General features: G+C 59.6%; 16 protein-coding genes. 11 read left to right on the forward strand and 5 right to left on the reverse strand.

Translation table 11 applies throughout. The annotated features are described in order from the left end of the window. Nucleotides 1–509 precede the first annotated feature (509 nt). The gene (locus PFAS1_RS13760) at nucleotides 510–1,028 is read left to right on the forward strand and encodes a glycine cleavage system transcriptional repressor (protein WP_007947710.1); all 519 of its coding nucleotides are present in this window, start codon (nucleotides 510–512) and stop codon (nucleotides 1,026–1,028) included. A 215-nt stretch (nucleotides 1,029–1,243) separates the two neighbouring features. On the opposite strand, the gene rarD is transcribed toward PFAS1_RS13760, so the two are convergent. The 5 genes from rarD to PFAS1_RS13785 all read right to left on the reverse strand — a co-directional run bounded on the left by rarD (nucleotide 1,244) and on the right by PFAS1_RS13785 (nucleotide 7,166). Then, the gene (gene rarD, locus PFAS1_RS13765; protein WP_076029508.1) at nucleotides 1,244–2,131 is read right to left on the reverse strand and encodes an EamA family transporter RarD; all 888 of its coding nucleotides are present in this window, start codon (nucleotides 2,129–2,131) and stop codon (nucleotides 1,244–1,246) included. 207 nt (nucleotides 2,132–2,338) lie between these two features. Continuing rightward, on the reverse strand, nucleotides 2,339–3,313 hold the full coding sequence (locus PFAS1_RS13770; RefSeq protein WP_076029509.1) for a serine/threonine protein kinase: 975 nt from the start codon (nucleotides 3,311–3,313) through the stop codon (nucleotides 2,339–2,341). 197 nt (nucleotides 3,314–3,510) lie between these two features. Next, nucleotides 3,511–5,412: a PhoX family protein gene (locus PFAS1_RS13775; RefSeq protein WP_076029510.1), complete on the reverse strand. Its 1,902-nt coding sequence runs from the start codon at nucleotides 5,410–5,412 to the stop codon at nucleotides 3,511–3,513. A 58-nt stretch (nucleotides 5,413–5,470) separates the two neighbouring features. Then, nucleotides 5,471–6,235 carry a TOBE domain-containing protein gene (locus PFAS1_RS13780; protein WP_076029511.1) on the reverse strand — a complete coding sequence of 255 codons (765 nt, stop codon included), beginning with the start codon at nucleotides 6,233–6,235 and terminating at the stop codon, nucleotides 5,471–5,473. A gap of 190 nt (nucleotides 6,236–6,425) precedes the next feature. Continuing rightward, nucleotides 6,426–7,166 carry a ComF family protein gene (locus PFAS1_RS13785; protein WP_076029512.1) on the reverse strand — a complete coding sequence of 247 codons (741 nt, stop codon included), beginning with the start codon at nucleotides 7,164–7,166 and terminating at the stop codon, nucleotides 6,426–6,428. A gap of 92 nt (nucleotides 7,167–7,258) precedes the next feature. Here PFAS1_RS13785 and bioB point away from each other — a divergent pair, with 92 nt between their 5' ends. The 10 genes from bioB to PFAS1_RS13835 all read left to right on the forward strand — a co-directional run bounded on the left by bioB (nucleotide 7,259) and on the right by PFAS1_RS13835 (nucleotide 19,698). Beyond that, nucleotides 7,259–8,314, forward strand: coding sequence for a biotin synthase BioB (gene bioB, locus PFAS1_RS13790; RefSeq protein WP_008147151.1), 1,056 nt, complete (start codon nucleotides 7,259–7,261; stop codon nucleotides 8,312–8,314). Between the two features lie 156 nt (nucleotides 8,315–8,470). After that, nucleotides 8,471–9,649: an 8-amino-7-oxononanoate synthase gene (bioF, locus tag PFAS1_RS13795; protein WP_076029513.1), complete on the forward strand. Its 1,179-nt coding sequence runs from the start codon at nucleotides 8,471–8,473 to the stop codon at nucleotides 9,647–9,649. Next, nucleotides 9,642–10,373, forward strand: coding sequence for an alpha/beta fold hydrolase (locus tag PFAS1_RS13800; protein WP_076029514.1), 732 nt, complete (start codon nucleotides 9,642–9,644; stop codon nucleotides 10,371–10,373). Before bioF ends, PFAS1_RS13800 begins: the two co-directional genes overlap by 8 nt. Further along, nucleotides 10,366–11,178 (forward strand): malonyl-ACP O-methyltransferase BioC, encoded by an 813-nt coding sequence (gene bioC / locus PFAS1_RS13805; protein ID WP_076029515.1) that lies wholly within the window; start codon nucleotides 10,366–10,368, stop codon nucleotides 11,176–11,178. The genes PFAS1_RS13800 and bioC overlap by 8 nt, the downstream gene beginning before the upstream one ends. Beyond that, nucleotides 11,175–11,855, forward strand: a complete 681-nt coding sequence (gene bioD / locus PFAS1_RS13810; RefSeq protein ID WP_076029516.1) for a dethiobiotin synthase — start codon at nucleotides 11,175–11,177, stop codon at nucleotides 11,853–11,855. Before bioC ends, bioD begins: the two co-directional genes overlap by 4 nt. A gap of 120 nt (nucleotides 11,856–11,975) precedes the next feature. Next, on the forward strand, nucleotides 11,976–12,272 hold the full coding sequence (locus PFAS1_RS13815) for a pyrroloquinoline quinone biosynthesis protein PqqE (RefSeq protein ID WP_076029517.1): 297 nt from the start codon (nucleotides 11,976–11,978) through the stop codon (nucleotides 12,270–12,272). A gap of 277 nt (nucleotides 12,273–12,549) precedes the next feature. Then, nucleotides 12,550–14,355, forward strand: a complete 1,806-nt coding sequence (locus PFAS1_RS13820) for a phenylacyl-CoA dehydrogenase (protein WP_076029518.1) — start codon at nucleotides 12,550–12,552, stop codon at nucleotides 14,353–14,355. Between the two features lie 199 nt (nucleotides 14,356–14,554). Beyond that, nucleotides 14,555–15,844 carry a GGDEF domain-containing protein gene (locus tag PFAS1_RS13825; protein ID WP_074871439.1) on the forward strand — a complete coding sequence of 430 codons (1,290 nt, stop codon included), beginning with the start codon at nucleotides 14,555–14,557 and terminating at the stop codon, nucleotides 15,842–15,844. A 90-nt stretch (nucleotides 15,845–15,934) separates the two neighbouring features. After that, complete coding sequence (locus PFAS1_RS13830; protein ID WP_076029519.1) at nucleotides 15,935–17,731, forward strand: acyl-CoA dehydrogenase C-terminal domain-containing protein; 1,797 nt, start codon at nucleotides 15,935–15,937, stop codon at nucleotides 17,729–17,731. 188 nt (nucleotides 17,732–17,919) lie between these two features. Next, nucleotides 17,920–19,698, forward strand: a complete 1,779-nt coding sequence (locus tag PFAS1_RS13835; protein ID WP_076029520.1) for an acyl-CoA dehydrogenase C-terminal domain-containing protein — start codon at nucleotides 17,920–17,922, stop codon at nucleotides 19,696–19,698. The last annotated feature ends 106 nt before the right edge of the window (nucleotides 19,699–19,804 follow it).

Consider the following 19,804-nt stretch of genomic DNA (forward strand, 5'->3'; position numbering starts at 1 on the left):
AGTACATGCCATTGCGGGCGGCTGGGTTATGACCAATCAACGGCGTTGAGGCCGTGCTGACGGGGCTTTCAGGTTGTGGCTGCACCTGCGGCAGACATCGATCCAGCGTTATGTAGTGCGCGCTGCGGCATACTACATGATGAATTGCGCTTGTGAAAATTAGACTAAATACGTCGTTCTGCGACGCCATGACGCATTGCGGTCACGTCGGGGAACGGGATGTTCTCAAAAAACTATTGGATTGTTCCAGTTAAATATAAAAAGTTGTACACATAATCTTCATTGCCCTGCTATGGGGCCTTGCTTTTGTGGCGAGGGAGCTTGCTCCCGCTCGGCTGCGCAGCAGTCGCAAAATCAGCGAAAGCGGTCCGTCTGGGCTATTCAGGGGGCCGCTTCGCGCCCCAGCGGGAGCAAGCTCCCTCGCCACAAAAAAGTAGTGCCGGGCTGATTCCGGTCCCTTGCCTATACTTGCTTTTCTATAACAAAAGTCATGACAAGAGGGCTGCGCCATGGACCACCTCGTACTCACTGTATTCGCTCCGGACAAGCCTGGGCAGGTCGAGCGCATTGCCCAATGCATTGCCGAGCACGGCGGTAACTGGTTGGAGAGCCGCATGTCACGCATGGCCGGGCAGTTCGCCGGGATTCTTCGCGTGGGCGTGCCGGCCGAGGCCTACGATGAATTGGTCGATGCCCTACAGGCGTTGTCCGCCCACGGCATTCGCGTGCTGATTGCCGAAAGCGGAATCGAGCAATCCTGCACCTGGAAACCCATAGCCATGGAATTGGTGGGCAATGACCGCCCCGGGATCGTACGCGACATCACGCGTCTGCTGAGTGAACAGGGGGTGAACCTGGAGCGTCTGGTGACCGAAGTACGTCCTGCGCCGATGAGCAGCGAGCCTTTGTTCCACGCCGAAGCGATTCTCGCCGTGCCGCTGACGTTGTCCCTGGACGTGCTGCAATCGCGCCTGGAAACCCTGGCGGATGATTTGATGGTCGAATTGGTGCTGCGCAGTGAACCCTGATCAGGTTATCCAAGTTATACGTGCACCTGCCTGTGGATAACCTGTAGAGACCATCCTCCAGGCCACGTCGGCCGGGCTTCTTCAGGATTTGATCAAAAAACCAGCAGTTTCAGGGACTTGCGCACAAACGCCGGGGATCACGTTGTGGATAACCTTGGGAAGGATTGATGCAGGCCACGGTAGCCGTGGCCTGTAGAGGTTTGTGTGTTTTTTGATCAGCGGCGACGACGCATACTTATCCACGCGTCGACGCTGTAAATCGCCAGGCCCGCCCAGATAAAGATGAACGCAACCAGTGTGCTCGACGACAAATGCTCGCCAAACAGCAGCACGGCTTGCAACAGCACCAGCGTCGGCGCCAGGTACTGGAGGAATCCCAGCGTCGTGTAGGGCAAATGCCGTGCGGCGGCGTTGAAACACACCAGCGGCACCAGCGTCACCGGACCCGCGGCCACCAGCCACCAGGCTTCGGACGTGGTCCAGAATTCGGGTTGAGCGCTGGTGGCCGTCTGATTGAAAAGCAGCCAGGCAATCGCAATCGGCACCAGCATCCAGGTTTCCACCACCAGACCCGGCAGCGCCTTGACCGGTGCCTGCTTGCGGATCAGTCCGTAGAAACCGAAGGTCAGCGCCAGCACCAACGACACCCACGGCAGACTGCCGACTTGCCAGACCTGCTGGGCGACGCCGACCGCCGCGAGGCCAACCGCCAGCCATTGCATGCGCCGCAGTCGTTCGCCAAGGATCAACATGCCCAGCAGCACGTTCACCAACGGGTTGATGTAGTAACCGAGACTGGCTTCGAGCATGCGCCCGTTGTTCACCGACCAGACGTAGGTCAGCCAGTTGGCCGCGATCAGCGTGCCGCTCAGGGCCAGGATCGCCAGGCGTTTCGGATTGTCACGCAACTCGCGCCACCAGCCCGGATGTTTCCACACCAGCAGCAGCAAGGCGCCGAACAGCGCGGACCAGAGCACTCGGTGGATGATGATCTCCACCGCAGGCACGTTGGCGATGGCTTTGAAGTAGATCGGGAACAGACCCCAGATGATATAGGCACTCAGGCCCAGGATGTACCCGCGACGCGGGTTGGCAGCTTGCATGCAGAATCCTTGCTTAGGCAGCTAACAAAGAGGGGATTGTAAGGAGAATTGTCTACGGATGTCCTACCTGATTAGGTTGGTTATTTGTGAACACAAACAACTGTGGGAGCGAGCCTGCTCGCGAAAGCGGTAGTTCATTCAGCATCACTGTTGAATGTGAAACCGTATTCGCGAGCAGGCTCGCTCCCACTTGGGGATTTGTGTTCGTCAGAAGAGCTTCAACGGTTCTTCGTTGAGTGCCGCCAACTGTTCGCGCAAGGCCAGCACTTGGTCTCCCCAATACCGTTCACTGCCGAACCACGGAAAACTGTGCGGGAACGCCGGGTCGTCCCAGCGGCGGGCGAGCCAGGCGCTGTAGTGCATCAGGCGCAGGGCGCGCAGTGGTTCGATCAGCGCCAGTTCCCGCGGATCGAAGTCGTGGAACTCACTGTAGCCGTCCATCAATTCCGACAACTGACCGAGACATTCCTGACGATCACCCGCCAGCATCATCCAGATGTCCTGCACCGCAGGACCCATGCGGCAGTCGTCGAGGTCGACGATGTGGAACATCTCGTCGCGGCACATCATGTTGCCGGGATGGCAGTCGCCGTGCATGCGGATGTTCTTGTGCGGCGTTGCCTTGTAGACCTCTTCCACCCGCTTGAGCAGGTCGCGGGCGACGGACTCGTAGGCTGGCAGCAGGCTTTTGGGTACGAAATTGCCTTCGAGCAATGTGGTCAGCGAGTCATGACCGAAGTTTTTCACACCCAGCGCTTCGCGGTGTTCGAACGGTTTGGTAGCGCCGACCGCGTGCAGGCGACCGAGCAGTTGCCCCAGGCGATACAGCTGATCGAGATTGCCCGGCTCCGGCGCACGGCCACCACGGCGGGGGAACAGGGTGAAGCGGAAACCGTTGTGCTCGTGCAGGCTGGCACCGTTGTGAATCATCGGCGCGACCACCGGTACGTCGCACTCGGCGAGTTCGAAGGTGAATTGGTGCTCTTCGAGAATCGCTTCGTTGGTCCAGCGCTGCGGGCGGTAGAACTTGGCGATCAGCGGCTCGGAGTCTTCGATACCGACCTGATAGACACGGTTCTCGTAGCTGTTGAGCGCCAGAATGCGCGCGTCGCTGAGAAAGCCGATGCTTTCGACGGCATCGAGCACGAGGTCTGGGGTGAGGGTTGCAAACGGGTGGGCCATGCTGACTCCTGCGCGCAGCAGGCTGCCGCGTCCGGCCAAGCATGGTAGCGCAGACGGGGCTTCTTTAGGGGTTTGGCTTGATATGAGTGTTGTCTGGGCTGATGCCTTCGCGAGCAAGCCCGCTCCCACATTCGACCGTATTCTTCTGGGAGAACTCGGTTAAATGTGGGAGCGGGCTTGCTCGCGAAAAGGCCCTATCAGGCGCCGACGATGCCGCCATCTTCACGCGAAATGGCCATCACCGAAGACCGCGGCTTGCCATTCGGCAGATGCTCGGGGAACGTCGACCCGCCGTTTTCTCCCGGATGCTGAATCCCGACAAACAAGGTCTTCTGATCCGGCGAAAAGCTGATCCCCGTCACCTCGCAGCCTACTGGCCCGACCATGAAGCGGCGGATCTCCCCGGTGACCGGGTCAGCGCAGAGCATCTGGTTATTGCCCATACCGGCGAAGTCGCCTGCGTTGCTCGAATCGCCATCGGTCAGAATCCACAACCGCCCAGCCTTGTCGAAACCCAAACCGTCCGGGCTGTTGAACATGTTCTGCTGTGTGATGTTCGATGAACCGCCCTTCGGCGTGCCGGCGTGGACGCCCGGGTTGCCAGCGACCACAAACAGATCCCAGGCAAAGCTTTTCGAGCCGTGATCGTCACGGTCAGTGCGCCAGCGCAAAATCTGCCCGTAGACGTTTTTCTCGCGCGGGTTTGGCCCGTTCACCGGTTGCCCGTCCTCGCCACGCTTGGCGTTGTTGGTCAGCGTGCAATAGACCTGGCCATCCTTGGGGCTGACGACGATCCATTCCGGGCGGTCCATGCGCGTAGCTTTGACCACGCTGGCGGCGAGGCGGGCGTGAATCAACACCTCGGCCTGATCGGCGAAACCGCTGCTGGCGTCGATGCCGTTTTTACCGTGGGTCAGTTCGATCCACTCGCCCTGGCCTTTCGGGTGATCGGCATTGCCGTCGCCCGCGTCGAAACGCGCCACGTACAAGGTGCCGTTGTCCAGCAGGTCGCGATTGGCCTTGGGGTTTTTGTGGTTGATCTTGTCGCGGCTGACAAATTTGTAGATGAACTCGCCGCGCTCATCGTCGCCCATGTACACCACGGCGTGACCGTCACTGGTTTCGGCCAGGGCGGCGTTTTCATGTTTGAAGCGGCCCAGCGCGGTGCGTTTGACTGGCGTCGATTGCGGATCGAACGGGTCGATCTCCACGACCCAGCCGTGACGGTTGAGCTCGTTCGGATTCTTTGCCAGGTCGAAACGCTCGTCGTGTTGATGCCAGTTGATCTCTTTACTGGTCGCTACTGCGCCGTAGCGTTTTTGCGCGGCATCGAATTTCTGTTCGGCATTGCTGCTGCCGAAGCAGTCGGTGAAGTTCTCTTCGCAGGTCAGATACGTGCCCCACGGCGTCTTGCCATTGGCGCAGTTCTGGAAGGTGCCAAGAACGTTCTTGCCGTGTGGGTCGGCACTGGTTTTCAGCAGCGCGTGGCCGGCGGCCGGGCCGCTCAGGCTGATCGGCGCGTTGCCGTGAATGCGCCGGTTGTAGCGCGAACCCTGGACGAAATGCCACTGGCCGTTCTTGCGCTGCACTTCGATCACCGACACGCCTTCACAGGCCAGAGCCTTGCGCACGTCAGCAGCCGACTGCGGCATGCCGCCGTGTGGATAGAGGTAGCGATAGTTGGTGTATTCGTTGTTGATCGCCATCAGCGCCCGGTTGTTGTCGTCGGGGAATTCGAACAGGCTCATGCCGTCGTTGTTGTCGCCGAACTGGACTTCCTGATGCTCGGCCGTGCCATTGCCGCTCGGGTCGAATGCCGGGCCGTTCTTCTGCAGGGGTTGGCCCCAACTGATCAATACCGAAGATTTGTAGCCTGGCGGCAGGGTGATGGCGTCGCTGGTGGCAGCGGGAATGCTGTCAAAACCCAACAGTTTGCTGGAGCCGGCGCTGACGCTGGCGGCCAGCACGCTGCGGCTCAACAGGTTGCCGCCCAGGAACATCGCTGCACCGCAAAGGGCGCCGGCGCTGATGAAGCCTCGACGGCTGAGACCGACCATGTTCTCGAGGTCGGTGGATTGGTTGTCTTCTAATAGGCTCACATCAGGCTCCCTGCTGGTTTTTGCAGTCACCTTAATGAGCGTTAATGACACTTGTGTTTCAAAGCGGTGTACCGAGCAAAACGTTGGATGGCGCGAACTGCACCCGCACCGGCTTATCAGCGGCCAGACCGAGGGTTCTCAAGTGCAGCGGTTCGGCCAGTGCGCAGAGTGTCTGGCCATTGGGCAAGCCGATGCGCACTTCGCTGGGGCCGTCCTCGGCGTCGAGAATTTCTTCGATGATGCCTTTCAGGCAGTTATTGCCGGGTGTTGCCACTTGATCGATGCCCAGCAACTCCAGCCATCCGGCCTTGATTAGTGCGACCACTTCGGTGCCGGTTTCCAGTTCCAGGCGCGTGGTGCTGTCGTGAGTGATCTGCGCATCGATGCTCAAGCCTTCGGCCAATTCAAGACGAATCCGGTCGTTGTGCCCTTGGTTATCTATCGCCGCTACCTTGCCATGCAGTTGATTGCGCGCGCTGGTTCTGAGCATCAGTCGGCCGAGCAGGTCGAGATCGCTAGCATCCTCGGCAGCTTCCAGCACCTGAGCCTGCAAGGCTTGCAGCTTTTGATACAGGCGCAATACGCGTTCGCCTTCGCTGGAGAGTCTGGCGCCACCGCCGCCCTTGCCGCCGACACTGCGCTCCACCAACGGTTTTTGCGCGAGGTTGTTCAGCTCATCGATAGCGTCCCAGGCCGCTTTGTAACTCAGCCCCGCGCTTTTCGCGGCGCGGGTAATCGAGCCTTGTTCGGCAATGTGTTGCAGCAACGCGATGCGCTGCGGACGACGGACAATGTGCTGCGACAACAACGTAGGCAAGGACATGGCAAGACGCTTTGGGCTGTGGCGATGGGAAGGACGTTGGCGGCTGGGAGCCCGGGAGTCAAGTCAGGTGTAACACTGTCCAGTGTGGGAGCGGGCTTGCTCGCGAAGGCGTCAGTTCAGGCGACATTTCTGTTGAATGTCAGTCCGTCTTCGCGAGCAAGCCCGCTCCCACAGTTTTTTGTGTCGTTAGTCAAACCACGTCGCCGGGTTTGGGTGTGCGGGCCAGACAATAGACGTCGACCCGGGCGGCGCCGGCGTCCATCAGCAGGCGAGCCAGGGCTTGGGCCGTGGCGCCGGTGGTCAACACATCGTCCACCACTGCTAAATGACGACCCTTGATACACGCATCGGGCGTCAGGGCGAAGGCGTTGCGCAGGTTCTTTTTGCGGGCCTCGGCATTCAGGTCCTGTTGAGCGCTGGTGTCCTGAATCCTCAGCAACAACGTTTCATCGCACGGAATGTCGAGGCTGGTGCTGAGCCAGCGGGCGAGCATCGCGGCCTGGTTGAAACCCCGTTTACGCAGTCGTTTGGAGGCCAGCGGAACCGGGATGAGCGCGTCGGGCCGATTCAGGTCTTCATCAAAGCGATGTTGCAGGAACTGAGCGAGAAGTTCGGCGAGCAGGCGACCAAACGGCCACTTCGCAGCGTGTTTGAAGCGTGTGATCAACGTGTCCACCGGAAAGCTGTAAGTCCAGGGCGTGGCGACCCGTTCAAAAGCTGGCGGGTGTTTCAGGCATTGGCCGCAGGTCAGGCCAGCGGCAGGTAACGGCAGCGCGCAGGTTTGGCATTGATCGCCAAGCCAAGGCAACTCCGTTTCACAGGCCATGCAGAGGGGTGTGCATTCATCGGCGGGTTCTGCGCAAAGCAAACAGGTCTGGTTGTTTTTTAACCAGATGTAAACCGGTCCCTCGTATCGTGGTTGACAGCGCATGACTCTTCCTTAAATATGCCGAACATCCGTGTCGCGTCTGTGGGTATTCCATTCCCCAGGCGCTTGCCAAGCATAAAACAAAGGAAACGCCCATGAGCGCCAGCACCACTGCAACCCTGCGTCATGACTGGTCTTTGGCCGAAGTCAAAGCACTCTTCGTTCAGCCATTCAATGACCTGTTGTTCCAGGCGCAGACGGTGCACCGCGCGCATTTCGACGCCAATCGGGTCCAGGTGTCGACGCTGCTGTCGATCAAAACCGGTGCCTGCCCGGAAGATTGCAAATATTGTCCGCAGTCCGGTCACTACAACACCGGCCTGGAAAAAGAAAAGCTGATGGAAGTGCAGAAGGTCCTCGAAGAGGCCGCTCGCGCCAAGGCCATCGGTTCGACCCGTTTCTGCATGGGCGCGGCGTGGAAACATCCGTCGGCCAAAGACATGCCTTACGTGCTGGAAATGGTCAAAGGCGTGAAAGCCATGGGCCTGGAAACCTGCATGACCCTCGGTCGTCTCGATCAGGACCAGACAGTCGCCCTGGCAGACGCCGGCCTCGATTACTACAACCACAACCTTGATACCTCGCCTGAGTTCTACGGCAGCATCATCACCACCCGCACTTACAGCGAGCGCCTGCAAACGCTGGCCTACGTGCGTGAGTCGGGGATGAAGATCTGCTCCGGCGGCATCCTCGGCATGGGCGAGTCGCTTGATGATCGCGCCAATCTGCTGATCCAGCTGGCCAACCTGCCGGAACACCCGGAATCGGTGCCGATCAACATGCTGGTGAAAGTCGCCGGTACGCCGCTGGAAAATGCTGACGATATCGACCCGTTCGACTTCATCCGCATGCTGGCTGTCGCCCGTATCCTGATGCCGCAATCCCACGTGCGCCTGTCCGCTGGCCGCGAAGCGATGAACGAGCAGATGCAGGCCCTGGCGTTCTTCGCCGGCGCCAACTCGATTTTCTACGGCGAAAAACTGCTGACCACCGCCAACCCGCAGGCCGACAAGGACATGCAACTGTTTTCGCGCCTGGGCATCCTGCCGGAAGCACGCGAAGAACACGCTGACGAAGTCCATCAGGCGGCGATCGAACAAGCGCTGGTTGAGCAGAAGAGCAGCGAGCAGTTCTATAACGCTGCCGTCTGATTCGACACAAATCGAGTGTGGGAGCGGGCTTGCTCGCGAAAGCGGCGGTACAGTCGACATCAACCTTGAATGTCAGTCCGTCTTCGCGAGCAAGCCCGCTCCCACATTGGTTTGTACCCAACCTTGGATTATGTAATCTGACTGCCCGAGGCCTGCATGTCTTTCGATCTCGCCGCACGCCTTGCTGCCCGTCGTGCCGAAAATCTCTACCGCCAACGCCCATTGCTCGAAAGCCCCCAAGGCCCGGAAGTAGTGGTCGATGGTCAGCCGTTGCTGGCGTTCTGTAACAACGACTACCTGGGCCTGGCCAATCACCCGCAAGTGATTGAAGCCTGGCGTGCCGGTGCGACCCGTTGGGGCGTCGGCGGCGGGGCGTCGCATCTGGTGATCGGCCACAGCAGTCCGCATCACGCACTGGAAGAAGCCCTCGCCGATTTCACCGGCCGCCCGCGCGCGCTGTTGTTCACCACCGGTTACATGGCCAACCTCGGCGCGGTCACCGCGCTGGTCGGGCAGGGCGATACGGTGCTGGAAGACCGGCTCAATCACGCGTCCTTGCTGGATGCGGGTTTATTATCCGGAGCGCGCTTCAATCGCTATCTGCACAACGACGCGGTAAGTCTGGCCAAGCGTCTCGAGAAAGCGACCGGCAATACCCTGGTGGTCAGCGACGGAGTGTTCAGCATGGACGGCGACATCGCCGACCTGCCGGCGCTGGCGCGGGAAGCCAAGGCCAAAGGTGCATGGTTGATGGTCGATGACGCGCACGGCTTCGGTCCGCTGGGTGCCAATGGCGGCGGGATCGTCGAGCATTTCGGTTTGAGCCAGGAAGATGTGCCGGTGCTTGTCGGCACCCTCGGCAAGGCGTTCGGCACCGCCGGGGCTTTTGTGGCGGGCAGCGAAGAGCTGATCGAGAGCCTGATCCAGTTCGCCCGTCCCTACATTTACACCACCAGCCAGCCGCCTGCGCTGGCCTGCGCGACGCTGAAAAGCCTTGAGTTGCTGCGTACCGAGCACTGGCGACGGGAACATCTGAAAACGTTGATCCGCCAGTTCCGCCACGGGGCCGAGCAGATCGGCCTGGAGTTGATGGACAGCTTCACGCCGATCCAGCCGATCATGATCGGCGATGCCGGGCGTGCGGTTCGACTGTCGCAGATGCTGCGTGAACGCGGTCTGATGGTCACGGCGATCCGTCCCCCGACCGTGCCCGCCGGCAGCGCCCGACTGCGGGTAACCCTGACCGCTGCGCACAGCGAGGCGCAGGTACAGCTATTGTTAAATGGACTGGCCGATTGTTTTCAACAACTGGGACCGGAGCCAAGCCATGCGTAATCGCCTGATTCTGCTGCCCGGCTGGGGGCTCGGCATTTCTCCCCTGGAACCCTTGGCGGCAGCGTTACAAGGACTGGATGAACACTTGCGGGTCGAGATCGAGCCGTTGCCGGAACTGCAATCGAGCGATCTTGAGGAGTGGCTCGATGAGCTGGATTCGACGGTGCCTCAGGACGCCTGGCTCGGCGGCTGGTCGCTGGGCGGCATGCTCGCTTCAGAGTTGGCAGCCCGGCGCGGCGATCGCTGCTGCGGCTTGTTGACCCTGGCGAGCAATCCTTCTTTTGTCGCTCATGAACAATGGCCGAGTGCGATGCCTGCCGAAACCTTCGATGCGTTTCTGGCCGGCTGCAAGGCTGATCCTCGCATGACGTTGAAACGTTTCTCGCTGCTCTGCGCTCAGGGTGCCGAAGACCCGCGCGGGTTGTCTCGGCTGTTGCTCGGTGGCGCGCCACACACTTCGGCAGAGGTGCTGATGAGTGGCCTGGAGTTGCTCGCACAACTGGATACCCGTCAGGCTTTGCAGGCGTTCCGCGGCCCGCAACTGCACTTGTTTGCCGGCCTCGATGGACTGGTTCCAGCCGAAGCGGCGGGGGACCTGCTGACATTGCTGCCGGATGTTGAAATTGGCCTGATCGAACAGGCCAGTCACGCGTTTCTTCTGGAAGACCCTCACGGTGTGGCGGGGGCGATCCAGGCCTTTTTGCATGAGTCCGGTGATGACTGATTTATCCCTTCCCAACCTGCCCGGCGGTTTGCCCGACAAACGCCAGGTGGCGGCATCTTTTTCCCGTGCGGCGGCAAGCTACGACAGCGTGGCCGAATTGCAGCGCGACGTTGGCAGTGAATTGTCGAGTCGTTTACCGAAGGACTTCGTGCCGGGTGTCTGGCTGGACCTGGGCTGCGGCACCGGGCATTTCAGTCGTGCATTGGGCGAGCGATTTCCTGCAAGTCACGGCCTGGCAATGGACATCGCCGAAGGCATGCTCAATCACGCCCGGCCGTTAGGTGGCGCAACACATTTCATTGCAGGCGATGCCGAGCGATTGCCATTGCAGGATTCGACCTGCGACCTGATCTTCTCCAGCCTGGCGGTGCAGTGGTGCGCGGACTTCGCTTCGGTGCTCAGTGAAGCCAATCGGGTGCTGAAACCAGGCGGAATTTTCGCGTTTGCTAGTCTGTGCGTAGGCACACTGTTCGAGCTGCGTGACAGCTGGCGGCAGGTGGATGGCATGGTGCACGTCAACCGCTTCCGCGAGTTCGGGGTTTATCAACAGCTTTGCGCGGACAGTGGGTTGAGCGTCGCGAGTCTGCAAGTTCGACCGCACGTGTTGCATTACCCGGATGTGCGCAGCCTGACCCATGAATTGAAGGCGCTGGGTGCCCACAACTTGAACCCCGGTCGGCCGGGTGGTTTGACCGGCAGGGCGCGGATCCTCGGTTTGATCGAGGCTTATGAGCGGTTTCGTCAGGCCGAAGGATTGCCGGCGACTTATCAAGTGGTCTACGCCGTGTTGGAGAAACCCTTATGAGCGCAGCCTATTTCATCACCGGTACTGACACCGATGTCGGCAAGACCACCATTGCCGCCGCTTTGCTGTATGCCGCGCGGTCGGCCGGTTTGAGCACGGCGGCGGGTAAACCGGTCGCCTCAGGATGCGATGTGACGCCCAAGGGCTTGCGCAATGCCGATGCGTTGGCGTTGCTGGCGGAGTGCTCAGTGCCTTTGACTTATGCACAGGTCAACCCTGTGGCGTTCGAACCGCCGATCGCGCCGCACCTGGCAGCGAGGGAGGCCGGCATGGCATTGACGGTGCAATCACTGTTGACGCCCATGCGGGAGATCCTCGATATGCAGGCGGACTTCACCTTGATCGAAGGTGCTGGCGGCTGGCGAGTGCCTTTGGCGGATCAGGACAACCTGTCGGACCTGGCGATGGCGCTGGATCTGCCGGTGATCCTGGTGGTGGGCGTGCGCCTGGGTTGCATCAACCATGCGCTGCTGACGGCTGAAGCGATTGCTCAGGACGGTTTGCAGTTGGCGGGGTGGGTGGCCAATATCATCGATCCGAAGACTTCGCGCCTGGAAGAAAACCTCGCGACACTCGCTGAGCGGATCCCGGCACCGTGCCTGGGGCGCGTGCCGAAACTCAAGTTGGTGACGGCTGAAGCGGTGGCGGAGCATCTGCAACTGGATCTGCTGGACTGAGTTTTCTTACACGGGTTTTAACTATGACAAGGCACTGTGCTATTAGGGTTTTTGTCGGGCCTTTTGTCGGTGGCTCTGGTTCAATGGCCGCTGTTGATCCTTTGTAGGACGAGTTCTGCCATGGAAATCTCAGGAAATACCGCTTTTTATGCCGGTCTGAGCACTATTCAGACAGGGCAGAACCGTGTCGATCAGGCCTCAGGCCAGATCGCCAACACGACGATCGAGCGTTCGGTGACCAGCCAGTCTTCCGACGCTCAGGTTGATCGTCTGCGCGCGGTGGATATTAGCCAGCAGTCGGACCTGTCCAGCAATATGGTCGAGATGTCCCAAGGCAAATTTCAGGTTGAACTGGGTGTCAAAGTCGCCAAGGCATCCGACGAAATGCTCGGTACGCTGATTGATACCTACGCTTGAATCCTCGCTGAATCCGTACCCCCAACGCCGCGAATATTCGCGGCGTTTTTCTGCGTAAGTCCTTCTCGCTCAACTAATCTCTTCTGCACTGTGTATTGCTCAGGCGACGGTGTTGCATGGCTGTGGATCTGGCATTTGCCTCGGATGATGACGAACGGCAAAAGATCGGCGCTTGACAAGATTTAGGCGTAAACGTATGTTTCAAACAACTGTTTGACCGCCACAACAAATCAACGCGGTCGTTCATTCCCGGTTACATCAGCAGAGGTTTATCGCTATGCCTGACTACAAGGCCCCCTTGCGTGATATTCGCTTCGTTCGTGACGAACTGCTCGGCTACGAAGCGCACTATCAGAGCCTTCCGGCTTGCGCAGACGCAACTCCGGACATGGTTGACGCCATTCTCGAAGAAGGCGCCAAGTTTTGTGAGCAGGTGCTGGCTCCGCTGAACCGCGTGGGTGACACCGAAGGCTGCACCTGGAGCGAGTCCGGCGTTAAGACGCCGACCGGTTTCAAGGAAGCCTACAAACAATTCGTCGAAGGCGGCTGGCCAAGCCTGGCCCACGACGTAGAGCACGGCGGCCAAGGCCTGCCGGAATCTCTGGGTCTGGCCGTCAGCGAAATGGTTGGCGAAGCCAACTGGTCGTGGGGCATGTACCCAGGCCTGTCCCATGGTGCGATGAACACCATTTCCGAGCACGGCACGCCTGAGCAGCAAGAGGCTTACCTGACCAAGCTGGTTTCCGGCGAATGGACCGGCACCATGTGCCTGACCGAACCGCATTGCGGCACCGACCTGGGCATGCTGCGCACCAAGGCTGAACCTCAGGCCGATGGTTCCTACAAAGTCTCCGGCACCAAAATCTTCATCTCGGCCGGTGAACACGACATGGCCGACAACATCGTCCACATCGTGCTGGCACGTCTGCCGGATGCACCGGCTGGCACCAAAGGCATTTCGCTGTTCATCGTTCCCAAGTTCATGCCGAACGAAGACGGTACGATCGGCGCGCGTAACGCTGTGACCTGTGGTTCCCTGGAACACAAGATGGGCATCCACGGCAACGCCACCTGCGTGATGAACTTCGACGCGGCCACCGGTTACCTGATCGGCCCGGCGAACAAAGGCCTGAACTGCATGTTCACCTTCATGAACACCGCACGTCTGGGCACCGCGCTGCAAGGCCTGGCTCACGCCGAGATCGGCTTCCAGGGCGGTCTGAAATACGCTCGTGATCGTCTGCAAATGCGCTCCCTGACTGGCCCGAAAGCGCCGGAAAAAGCTGCTGACCCGATCATCGTTCACCCTGACGTACGTCGCATGCTGTTGACCATGAAAGCCTTCGCCGAAGGCAACCGTGCGATGGTTTACTTCACCGCCAAGCAAGTCGACATCGTCAAGTACGGCGTGGACGAAGAAGAGAAGAAGAAGGCCGATGCATTGCTGGCGTTCATGACGCCGATCGCCAAAGCCTTCATGACTGAAGTCGGCTTCGAATCCGCCAACCACGGCGTGCAAATCTACGGCGGCCACGGCTTCATCGCCGAGTGGGGCATGGAGCAGAACGTTCGCGACAGCCGCATTTCGATGCTGTACGAAGGCACCACCGGTATCCAGGCGCTCGATCTGCTGGGCCGTAAAGTGCTGATGACTCAAGGCGAAGCCCTGAAAAGCTTCACCAAGATCGTCCACAAATTCTGCCAGACCAACGAAGGCAACGACGCGGTCAAAGAGTTCGTCGAGCCATTGGCTGCGCTGAACAAGGAATGGGGCGAGCTGACCATGAAGGTCGGTATGGCGGCCATGAAGGATCGCGAAGAAGTCGGCGCGGCGTCGGTGGATTACCTGATGTACTCCGGTTACGCCTGCCTGGCTTACTTCTGGGCTGACATGGCGCGCCTGGCTGCCGAAAAACTGGCTGCCGGCACCACCGAAACGGCGTTCTACACCGCCAAGCTGCAGACTGCGCGCTTCTACTTCCAGCGCATCCTGCCGCGTACCCGCACTCACGTTGTGACCATGCTGTCGGGCGCCAACAACCTGATGGACATGAAAGAAGAAGACTTCGCGCTGGGTTACTAAGCCCCACGCTGTCGCTTCATAAAGCCGCTGCTTCCTCGGGAGCAGCGGCTTTTTTGTGCGCGATATCTACGGGTAAATATTTCCTGACTAAAACGCTAAGAAGAAAGTCTTTGCTGCCGTTAAAGAGGGTGGCGATATGACATGTCGCCCGAAGAGAAGGCACAATGCCATCTTTATTTGCCGGGTCGGAGCTTTCCCCTTGCCGCGTTCTTCCGCTGTACGTTTCAGCCATTTCCTGCCGTCATTACTGCTTTTGCTCGCGGGACTGGCGGCTGCGTACGTGAAGGATCTGAACGTTTTTTTCACCTCGCTGTTCAACGTACTGCCAACCCTGGTGTTGTTGCTCGGCGGTGCTTACTGCGCGGTTTACCGACGTCAGCGTGAGCTGTTTCTGATGGTCACGGTGTACATCGCCTACTTCCTGCTCGACACCCAGACCGACTATTACCGCGACAACGGCAAGGTTCGTGAAGACGCCGCGGTGGTCTTCCATCTGTGCTGCCTGTTGCTGCCGCTGCTATTTGGTGTGTTCGCCGCATGGCAGGAGCGCACCCACCTGTTCCAGGACATGGTGGCGCGCTTCGCCGTGTTGCTGGCGTTCGGTAGCGTAGCGTTGGGACTGGAACAAAGTTACCCACAGGCGCTGTTGATGTGGCTGTCGGAGATCCGTTGGCCAGCGTTGCATGGCGCCTGGATGAGTCTGATCCAGCTGTCTTATCCCGTGTTCATCGCCTCGTTTGCGTTACTGGCCTGGCAATACTGGCGCAACCCGAGACCCTTGCATGCGGCCCAATTGGTAGGCCTGCTCGGGTTGTTCTGGATGTTGCCGAAAACTTTCATCTTGCCGTTTACCCTGAACATCATGTGCAGTCAGGTGATGTTGATGATTGCCGCGGCGGTCGCCCACGAGGCCTATCAAATGGCCTTCCGCGACGAGCTTACCGGCCTGCCAGGCCGTCGCGCCTTGAACGAGCGGATGCAGCGATTGGGGCGCAATTATGTGCTGGCGATGAGCGACGTCGATCACTTCAAGAAATTCAATGACACCCACGGCCATGATGTCGGTGATCAGGTGCTGCGATTGGTCGCCAGCAAGCTGTCGAAAATCGGCGGAGGCGGTAGGGCATATCGCTACGGCGGTGAGGAATTTGCCCTGGTGTTCGCAGGCAAGACTCTCGAAGAGTGCATGCCGCACCTGGAAGTCATTCGCGAGTCCATCGCCACCTACAACATTCAACTACGCAATCAGGACAGCCGTCCTCAGGACGACCAGCAAGGTCGTCAACGTCGCGCCGGCTCGGGCGCCTCAAGTGTGTCGGTCACTGTCAGCATCGGCGTGGCCGAACGACTGGAGCAGCGCACCCCCGAGAAAGTGCTCAAGTCCGCTGACGAGGCGCTCTACAGTGCCAAAGGTGCGGGGCGCAACTGTGTGGTGGCGTTCGGTCAAAACCGTCGTGGCGCGGTGCGCATGGACGCCGCTACTGATTGAGTGATGATGGCGCATTCAGCGTCTGGACTGTGATTGTGAGGCCGGGTGTGCGGCAGTAGGTTTGGGGAATCTGCTGCCGGAGAAATGACCATGCCTGAGTACAAAGCTCCCCTGCGCGACATGCGCTTTCTGATCGACCACGTCTTCGATTTTCACAGCAACTACGCCGCGCTGGGTGCCACCGATGCCAGCCCGGACATGGTCAACGCGATCCTCGAAGAAGGTGCGAAATTCTGTGAGAACGTTCTTGCACCGCTGAACCGCAGCGGCGACGAAGAAGGCTGCCATTTCGACAATGGCGTGGTGACTACGCCTACAGGCTTCAAGCAAGCCTTCGCACAATATGTGGAAGGCGGCTGGCACGGTCTGGCGGCTGATCCGGTTTACGGTGGCCAGGGGTTGCCGAGTTCGCTGGGGCTGGTCATTAGCGAAATGGTCGGTTCCAGCAACACCTCCTGGGGTATGTACCCCGGTCTGACTCACGGCGCGATGTCGGCAATCCACGCCCACGGCACCGAGGAACAGAAACAGACTTACCTGAGCAAGCTCACGGCCGGCCAATGGACCGGCACCATGTGCCTGACCGAAGCCCATTGCGGCACCGACCTGGGCATCATCAAAACCCGCGCCGTACCTGCGGCCGACGGCAGCTATGCGATTTCCGGCAGCAAGATCTTCATCTCCGCCGGCGAGCACGACATGAGTGAAAACATCATTCACCTGGTGCTGGCGAAACTGCCGGACGCCCCGGCCGGGACCAAGGGCATTTCCCTGTTCATCGTTCCTAAATTCCTACCCAACGACGCGGGTGACGCGGGGGAGCGCAACGGTGTTTCCTGCGGCTCGATCGAACACAAAATGGGCATCAAGGCCTCGGCTACCTGCGTGCTGAACTTCGACGACGCCAAGGGCTTCTTGATCGGTGAGCCGAACAAGGGCCTGAACTGCATGTTCACCATGATGAACCATGCTCGGCTGGGCACCGGCATGCAGGGTTTGTGTCTCGGGGAGGCAAGCTTCCAGGGTGCGATCAAGTACGCCAATGATCGCTTGCAGATGCGCGCGCTGACCGGCCCGAAAGCACCGGAAAAAGCCGCCGATCCGATCATCGTTCATCCTGATGTGCGCAGGATGTTGCTGACCATGAAGGCCTTCAACGAAGGCAACCGGGCGCTGACTTATTTCACCGCGCAGTTGCTCGACGTGGCGCACCTGAGCGCGGATGAAACGGCGCGTCAGGAGGCCGAAGACCTGCTGGCATTCCTCACGCCGATCTGCAAAGCCTTCATGACCGATACCGGGCTGGAAGTGACCAACCACGGCATGCAGGTGTTTGGTGGTCACGGTTTCATCCGCGAATGGGGCATGGAGCAGTTGGTACGCGACTGCCGGATCGCACCGATCTACGAAGGCACCAACGGCATTCAGGCGCTGGACTTGCTGGGCAGAAAAGTCCTCGGCAGCCAGGGGAAACTGCTGCGCGGGTTCACCAGAATCGTCCACAAGTTCTGTGCGGCAAACGCCGGACACCCGCAACTCGCCAGCTACGTGGCGCAGCTCAACGACCTGAATCAGCAGTGGGGAGAGGTGACCACCAAAGTCGGCATGGCGGCGATGAAAAATCCGGATGAAGTCGGCGCGGCGTCGGTGGATTACCTGATGTACAGCGGTTACATCATCCTCGGCTATCTGTGGCTGCGCCTGGCGCTGGTCGCTCAGGCGCAGCTCGATTCGGGTAGTGGCGATGCCGATTACTGCCAGGCAAAACTGGCGACCAGCGAGTTTTACTTCAAGCGTTTGCTGCCACGCACGGCGGCTCACCGGGCGGCCATCGAGGCAGGCAGCGATTGTCTGATGAAGCTGCCAGCGGAGTTATTCGCACTATAGTGTTTCAAACAGACGTAAAAGAGCCCGCCTAGTTGCGGGCTTCTTTAATGGTTCGCTTTTCAGTGACTAAAAATAACAAAACGGTCATGTGCTGACCCTATGTGTCGTAAAAGTTGTTGGGTTACACTCAAATTCAACGAAAGCACTACTCCTACGAATTACCCTGTTTAGATCTTGCGAGGTTTGCCATGGCTGACTACAAAGCGCCCCTGCGCGATATGCGCTTCGTCCTCAATGAAGTTTTCGAGGTCGCCAAACTCTGGGCCGAGCTGCCGGCGCTGGCCGAGACTGTCGATGCTGAAACGGTCGAAGCCATTCTTGAAGAAGCCGGCAAGGTCACCAGCAAAAGCATCGCGCCCCTGAGCCGTGCGGCTGACGAAGAAGGTTGCCATTGGGCGGACGGTGCCGTCACCACGCCGGCAGGTTTCCCACAGGCTTATCAGACTTACGCTGAAGGCGGTTGGGTCGGTGTCGGCGGCGATCCGACCTACGGCGGCATGGGCATGCCCAAGGCCGTTTCGGCGCAAGTCGAAGAAATGGTCAACTCCGCCAGCCTGTCGTTCGGCCTGTACCCGATGCTGACCGCGGGCGCCTGCCTGTCGATCAACGCCCACGCCAGCGAAGAACTGAAAGCCGCGTACCTGCCGAACATGTACGCTGGCGTCTGGGCCGGTTCCATGTGCCTGACCGAGCCACACGCCGGCACGGACCTGGGCATCATCCGCACCAAAGCCGAGCCTCAGGCCGACGGGTCCTACAAAGTCAGCGGCACCAAGATCTTCATCACCGGCGGTGAGCACGACCTGACCGAGAACATCATCCACCTGGTGTTGGCCAAACTGCCGGACGCACCGGCGGGGCCGAAAGGCATTTCGCTGTTCCTGGTGCCGAAGTTCATGGTCAATGCCGATGGCACCCTGGGCGTGCGCAACCCGGCGACCTGCGGTTCGATCGAACACAAAATGGGCATCCAGGCCTCTGCGACCTGCGTGATGAACTTCGATGAGGCCGTGGGTTATCTGGTCGGCGAGCCAAACAAAGGTCTGGCCGCGATGTTCACCATGATGAACTACGAGCGTCTGGGCGTCGGTATCCAGGGCCTGGCCTCTGGTGAGCGCTCCTACCAGAACGCCGTCGAATACGCCCGCGACCGCCTGCAAAGCCGTTCGCCGACCGGTGCGCAGAACAAGGACAAGGTCGCTGACCCGATCATCGTCCACCCGGACGTGCGTCGCATGTTGCTGACCATGAAAGCCTCGAACGAAGGCGGTCGTGCCTTTTCGACTTACGTGGCCATGCAACTGGATACCGCCAAGTTCAGCGAAGACGCCATCACCCGCAAACGCGCGGAAGATTTGGTGGCCTTGCTGACCCCGGTAGCCAAGGCGTTCCTGACCGACCTGGGTCTGGAAACCACCATTCACGGCCAGCAGGTTTTCGGCGGCCACGGTTACATCCGTGAGTGGGGCCAGGAGCAACTGGTGCGCGACGTGCGCATCACCCAGATCTACGAAGGCACCAACGGCATTCAGGCGCTGGACCTGGTAGGCCGCAAGATCGTTGGCACCGGCGGCGCGTTCTACAATCTGTTTGCCGACGAGATCCGTCATTTCACTGCGACCGCCAGCGCTGACCTGGTGGAGTTCACCAAACCGCTGAACGATGCGGTGACCACCCTCGACGAACTGACCGCCTGGTTGCTGGATCGGGCGAAAAACAACCCGAACGAAATCGGCGCTGCCTCGGTTGAGTACCTGCAAGCATTTGGTTACGTGGCGTATGCGTACATGTGGGCACTGATGGCCAAGGCCGCTTTTGGCAAAGAAGCGCAGGACGATTTCTACGCGAGCAAGATGGGCACGGCGCGCTTCTATTTCGCACGTCTGCTGCCGCGTATTCACTCGTTGAGCGCGTCGGTGAAGGCCGGCAGCGAATCACTATTCCTGCTGGACGCAGGGCAGTTCTGACAATGTAACGTCATGTAAGCATTCTCTTACATGACGTGCTGCTTTTCTCCCATAGATGCAGATTGGATCCACGGCTAATCTACTTCACATGGACGTCGCGCAGGAA

The organism is Pseudomonas frederiksbergensis (assembly GCF_001952935.1).
GTDB classification, from domain to species: Bacteria; Pseudomonadota; Gammaproteobacteria; order Pseudomonadales; family Pseudomonadaceae; genus Aquipseudomonas; species Aquipseudomonas frederiksbergensis.

Coding starts and splice junctions, on each gene's coding strand:
- PFAS1_RS13760 (WP_007947710.1), top strand. CDS start 510: ATGGACCACCTCGTACTCACTGTATTCGCTCCGGACAAGCCTGGGCAG.
- PFAS1_RS13815 (WP_076029517.1), top strand. CDS start 11,976: ATGGAAATCTCAGGAAATACCGCTTTTTATGCCGGTCTGAGCACTATT.
- bioB (WP_008147151.1), top strand. CDS start 7,259: ATGAGCGCCAGCACCACTGCAACCCTGCGTCATGACTGGTCTTTGGCC.
- bioC (WP_076029515.1), top strand. CDS start 10,366: ATGACTGATTTATCCCTTCCCAACCTGCCCGGCGGTTTGCCCGACAAA.
- PFAS1_RS13835 (WP_076029520.1), top strand. CDS start 17,920: ATGGCTGACTACAAAGCGCCCCTGCGCGATATGCGCTTCGTCCTCAAT.
- bioF (WP_076029513.1), top strand. CDS start 8,471: ATGTCTTTCGATCTCGCCGCACGCCTTGCTGCCCGTCGTGCCGAAAAT.
- PFAS1_RS13780 (WP_076029511.1), bottom strand. CDS start 6,235: ATGTCCTTGCCTACGTTGTTGTCGCAGCACATTGTCCGTCGTCCGCAG.
- PFAS1_RS13785 (WP_076029512.1), bottom strand. CDS start 7,166: ATGCGCTGTCAACCACGATACGAGGGACCGGTTTACATCTGGTTAAAA.
- bioD (WP_076029516.1), top strand. CDS start 11,175: ATGAGCGCAGCCTATTTCATCACCGGTACTGACACCGATGTCGGCAAG.
- PFAS1_RS13770 (WP_076029509.1), bottom strand. CDS start 3,313: ATGGCCCACCCGTTTGCAACCCTCACCCCAGACCTCGTGCTCGATGCC.
- PFAS1_RS13820 (WP_076029518.1), top strand. CDS start 12,550: ATGCCTGACTACAAGGCCCCCTTGCGTGATATTCGCTTCGTTCGTGAC.
- PFAS1_RS13800 (WP_076029514.1), top strand. CDS start 9,642: ATGCGTAATCGCCTGATTCTGCTGCCCGGCTGGGGGCTCGGCATTTCT.
- PFAS1_RS13830 (WP_076029519.1), top strand. CDS start 15,935: ATGCCTGAGTACAAAGCTCCCCTGCGCGACATGCGCTTTCTGATCGAC.
- rarD (WP_076029508.1), bottom strand. CDS start 2,131: ATGCAAGCTGCCAACCCGCGTCGCGGGTACATCCTGGGCCTGAGTGCC.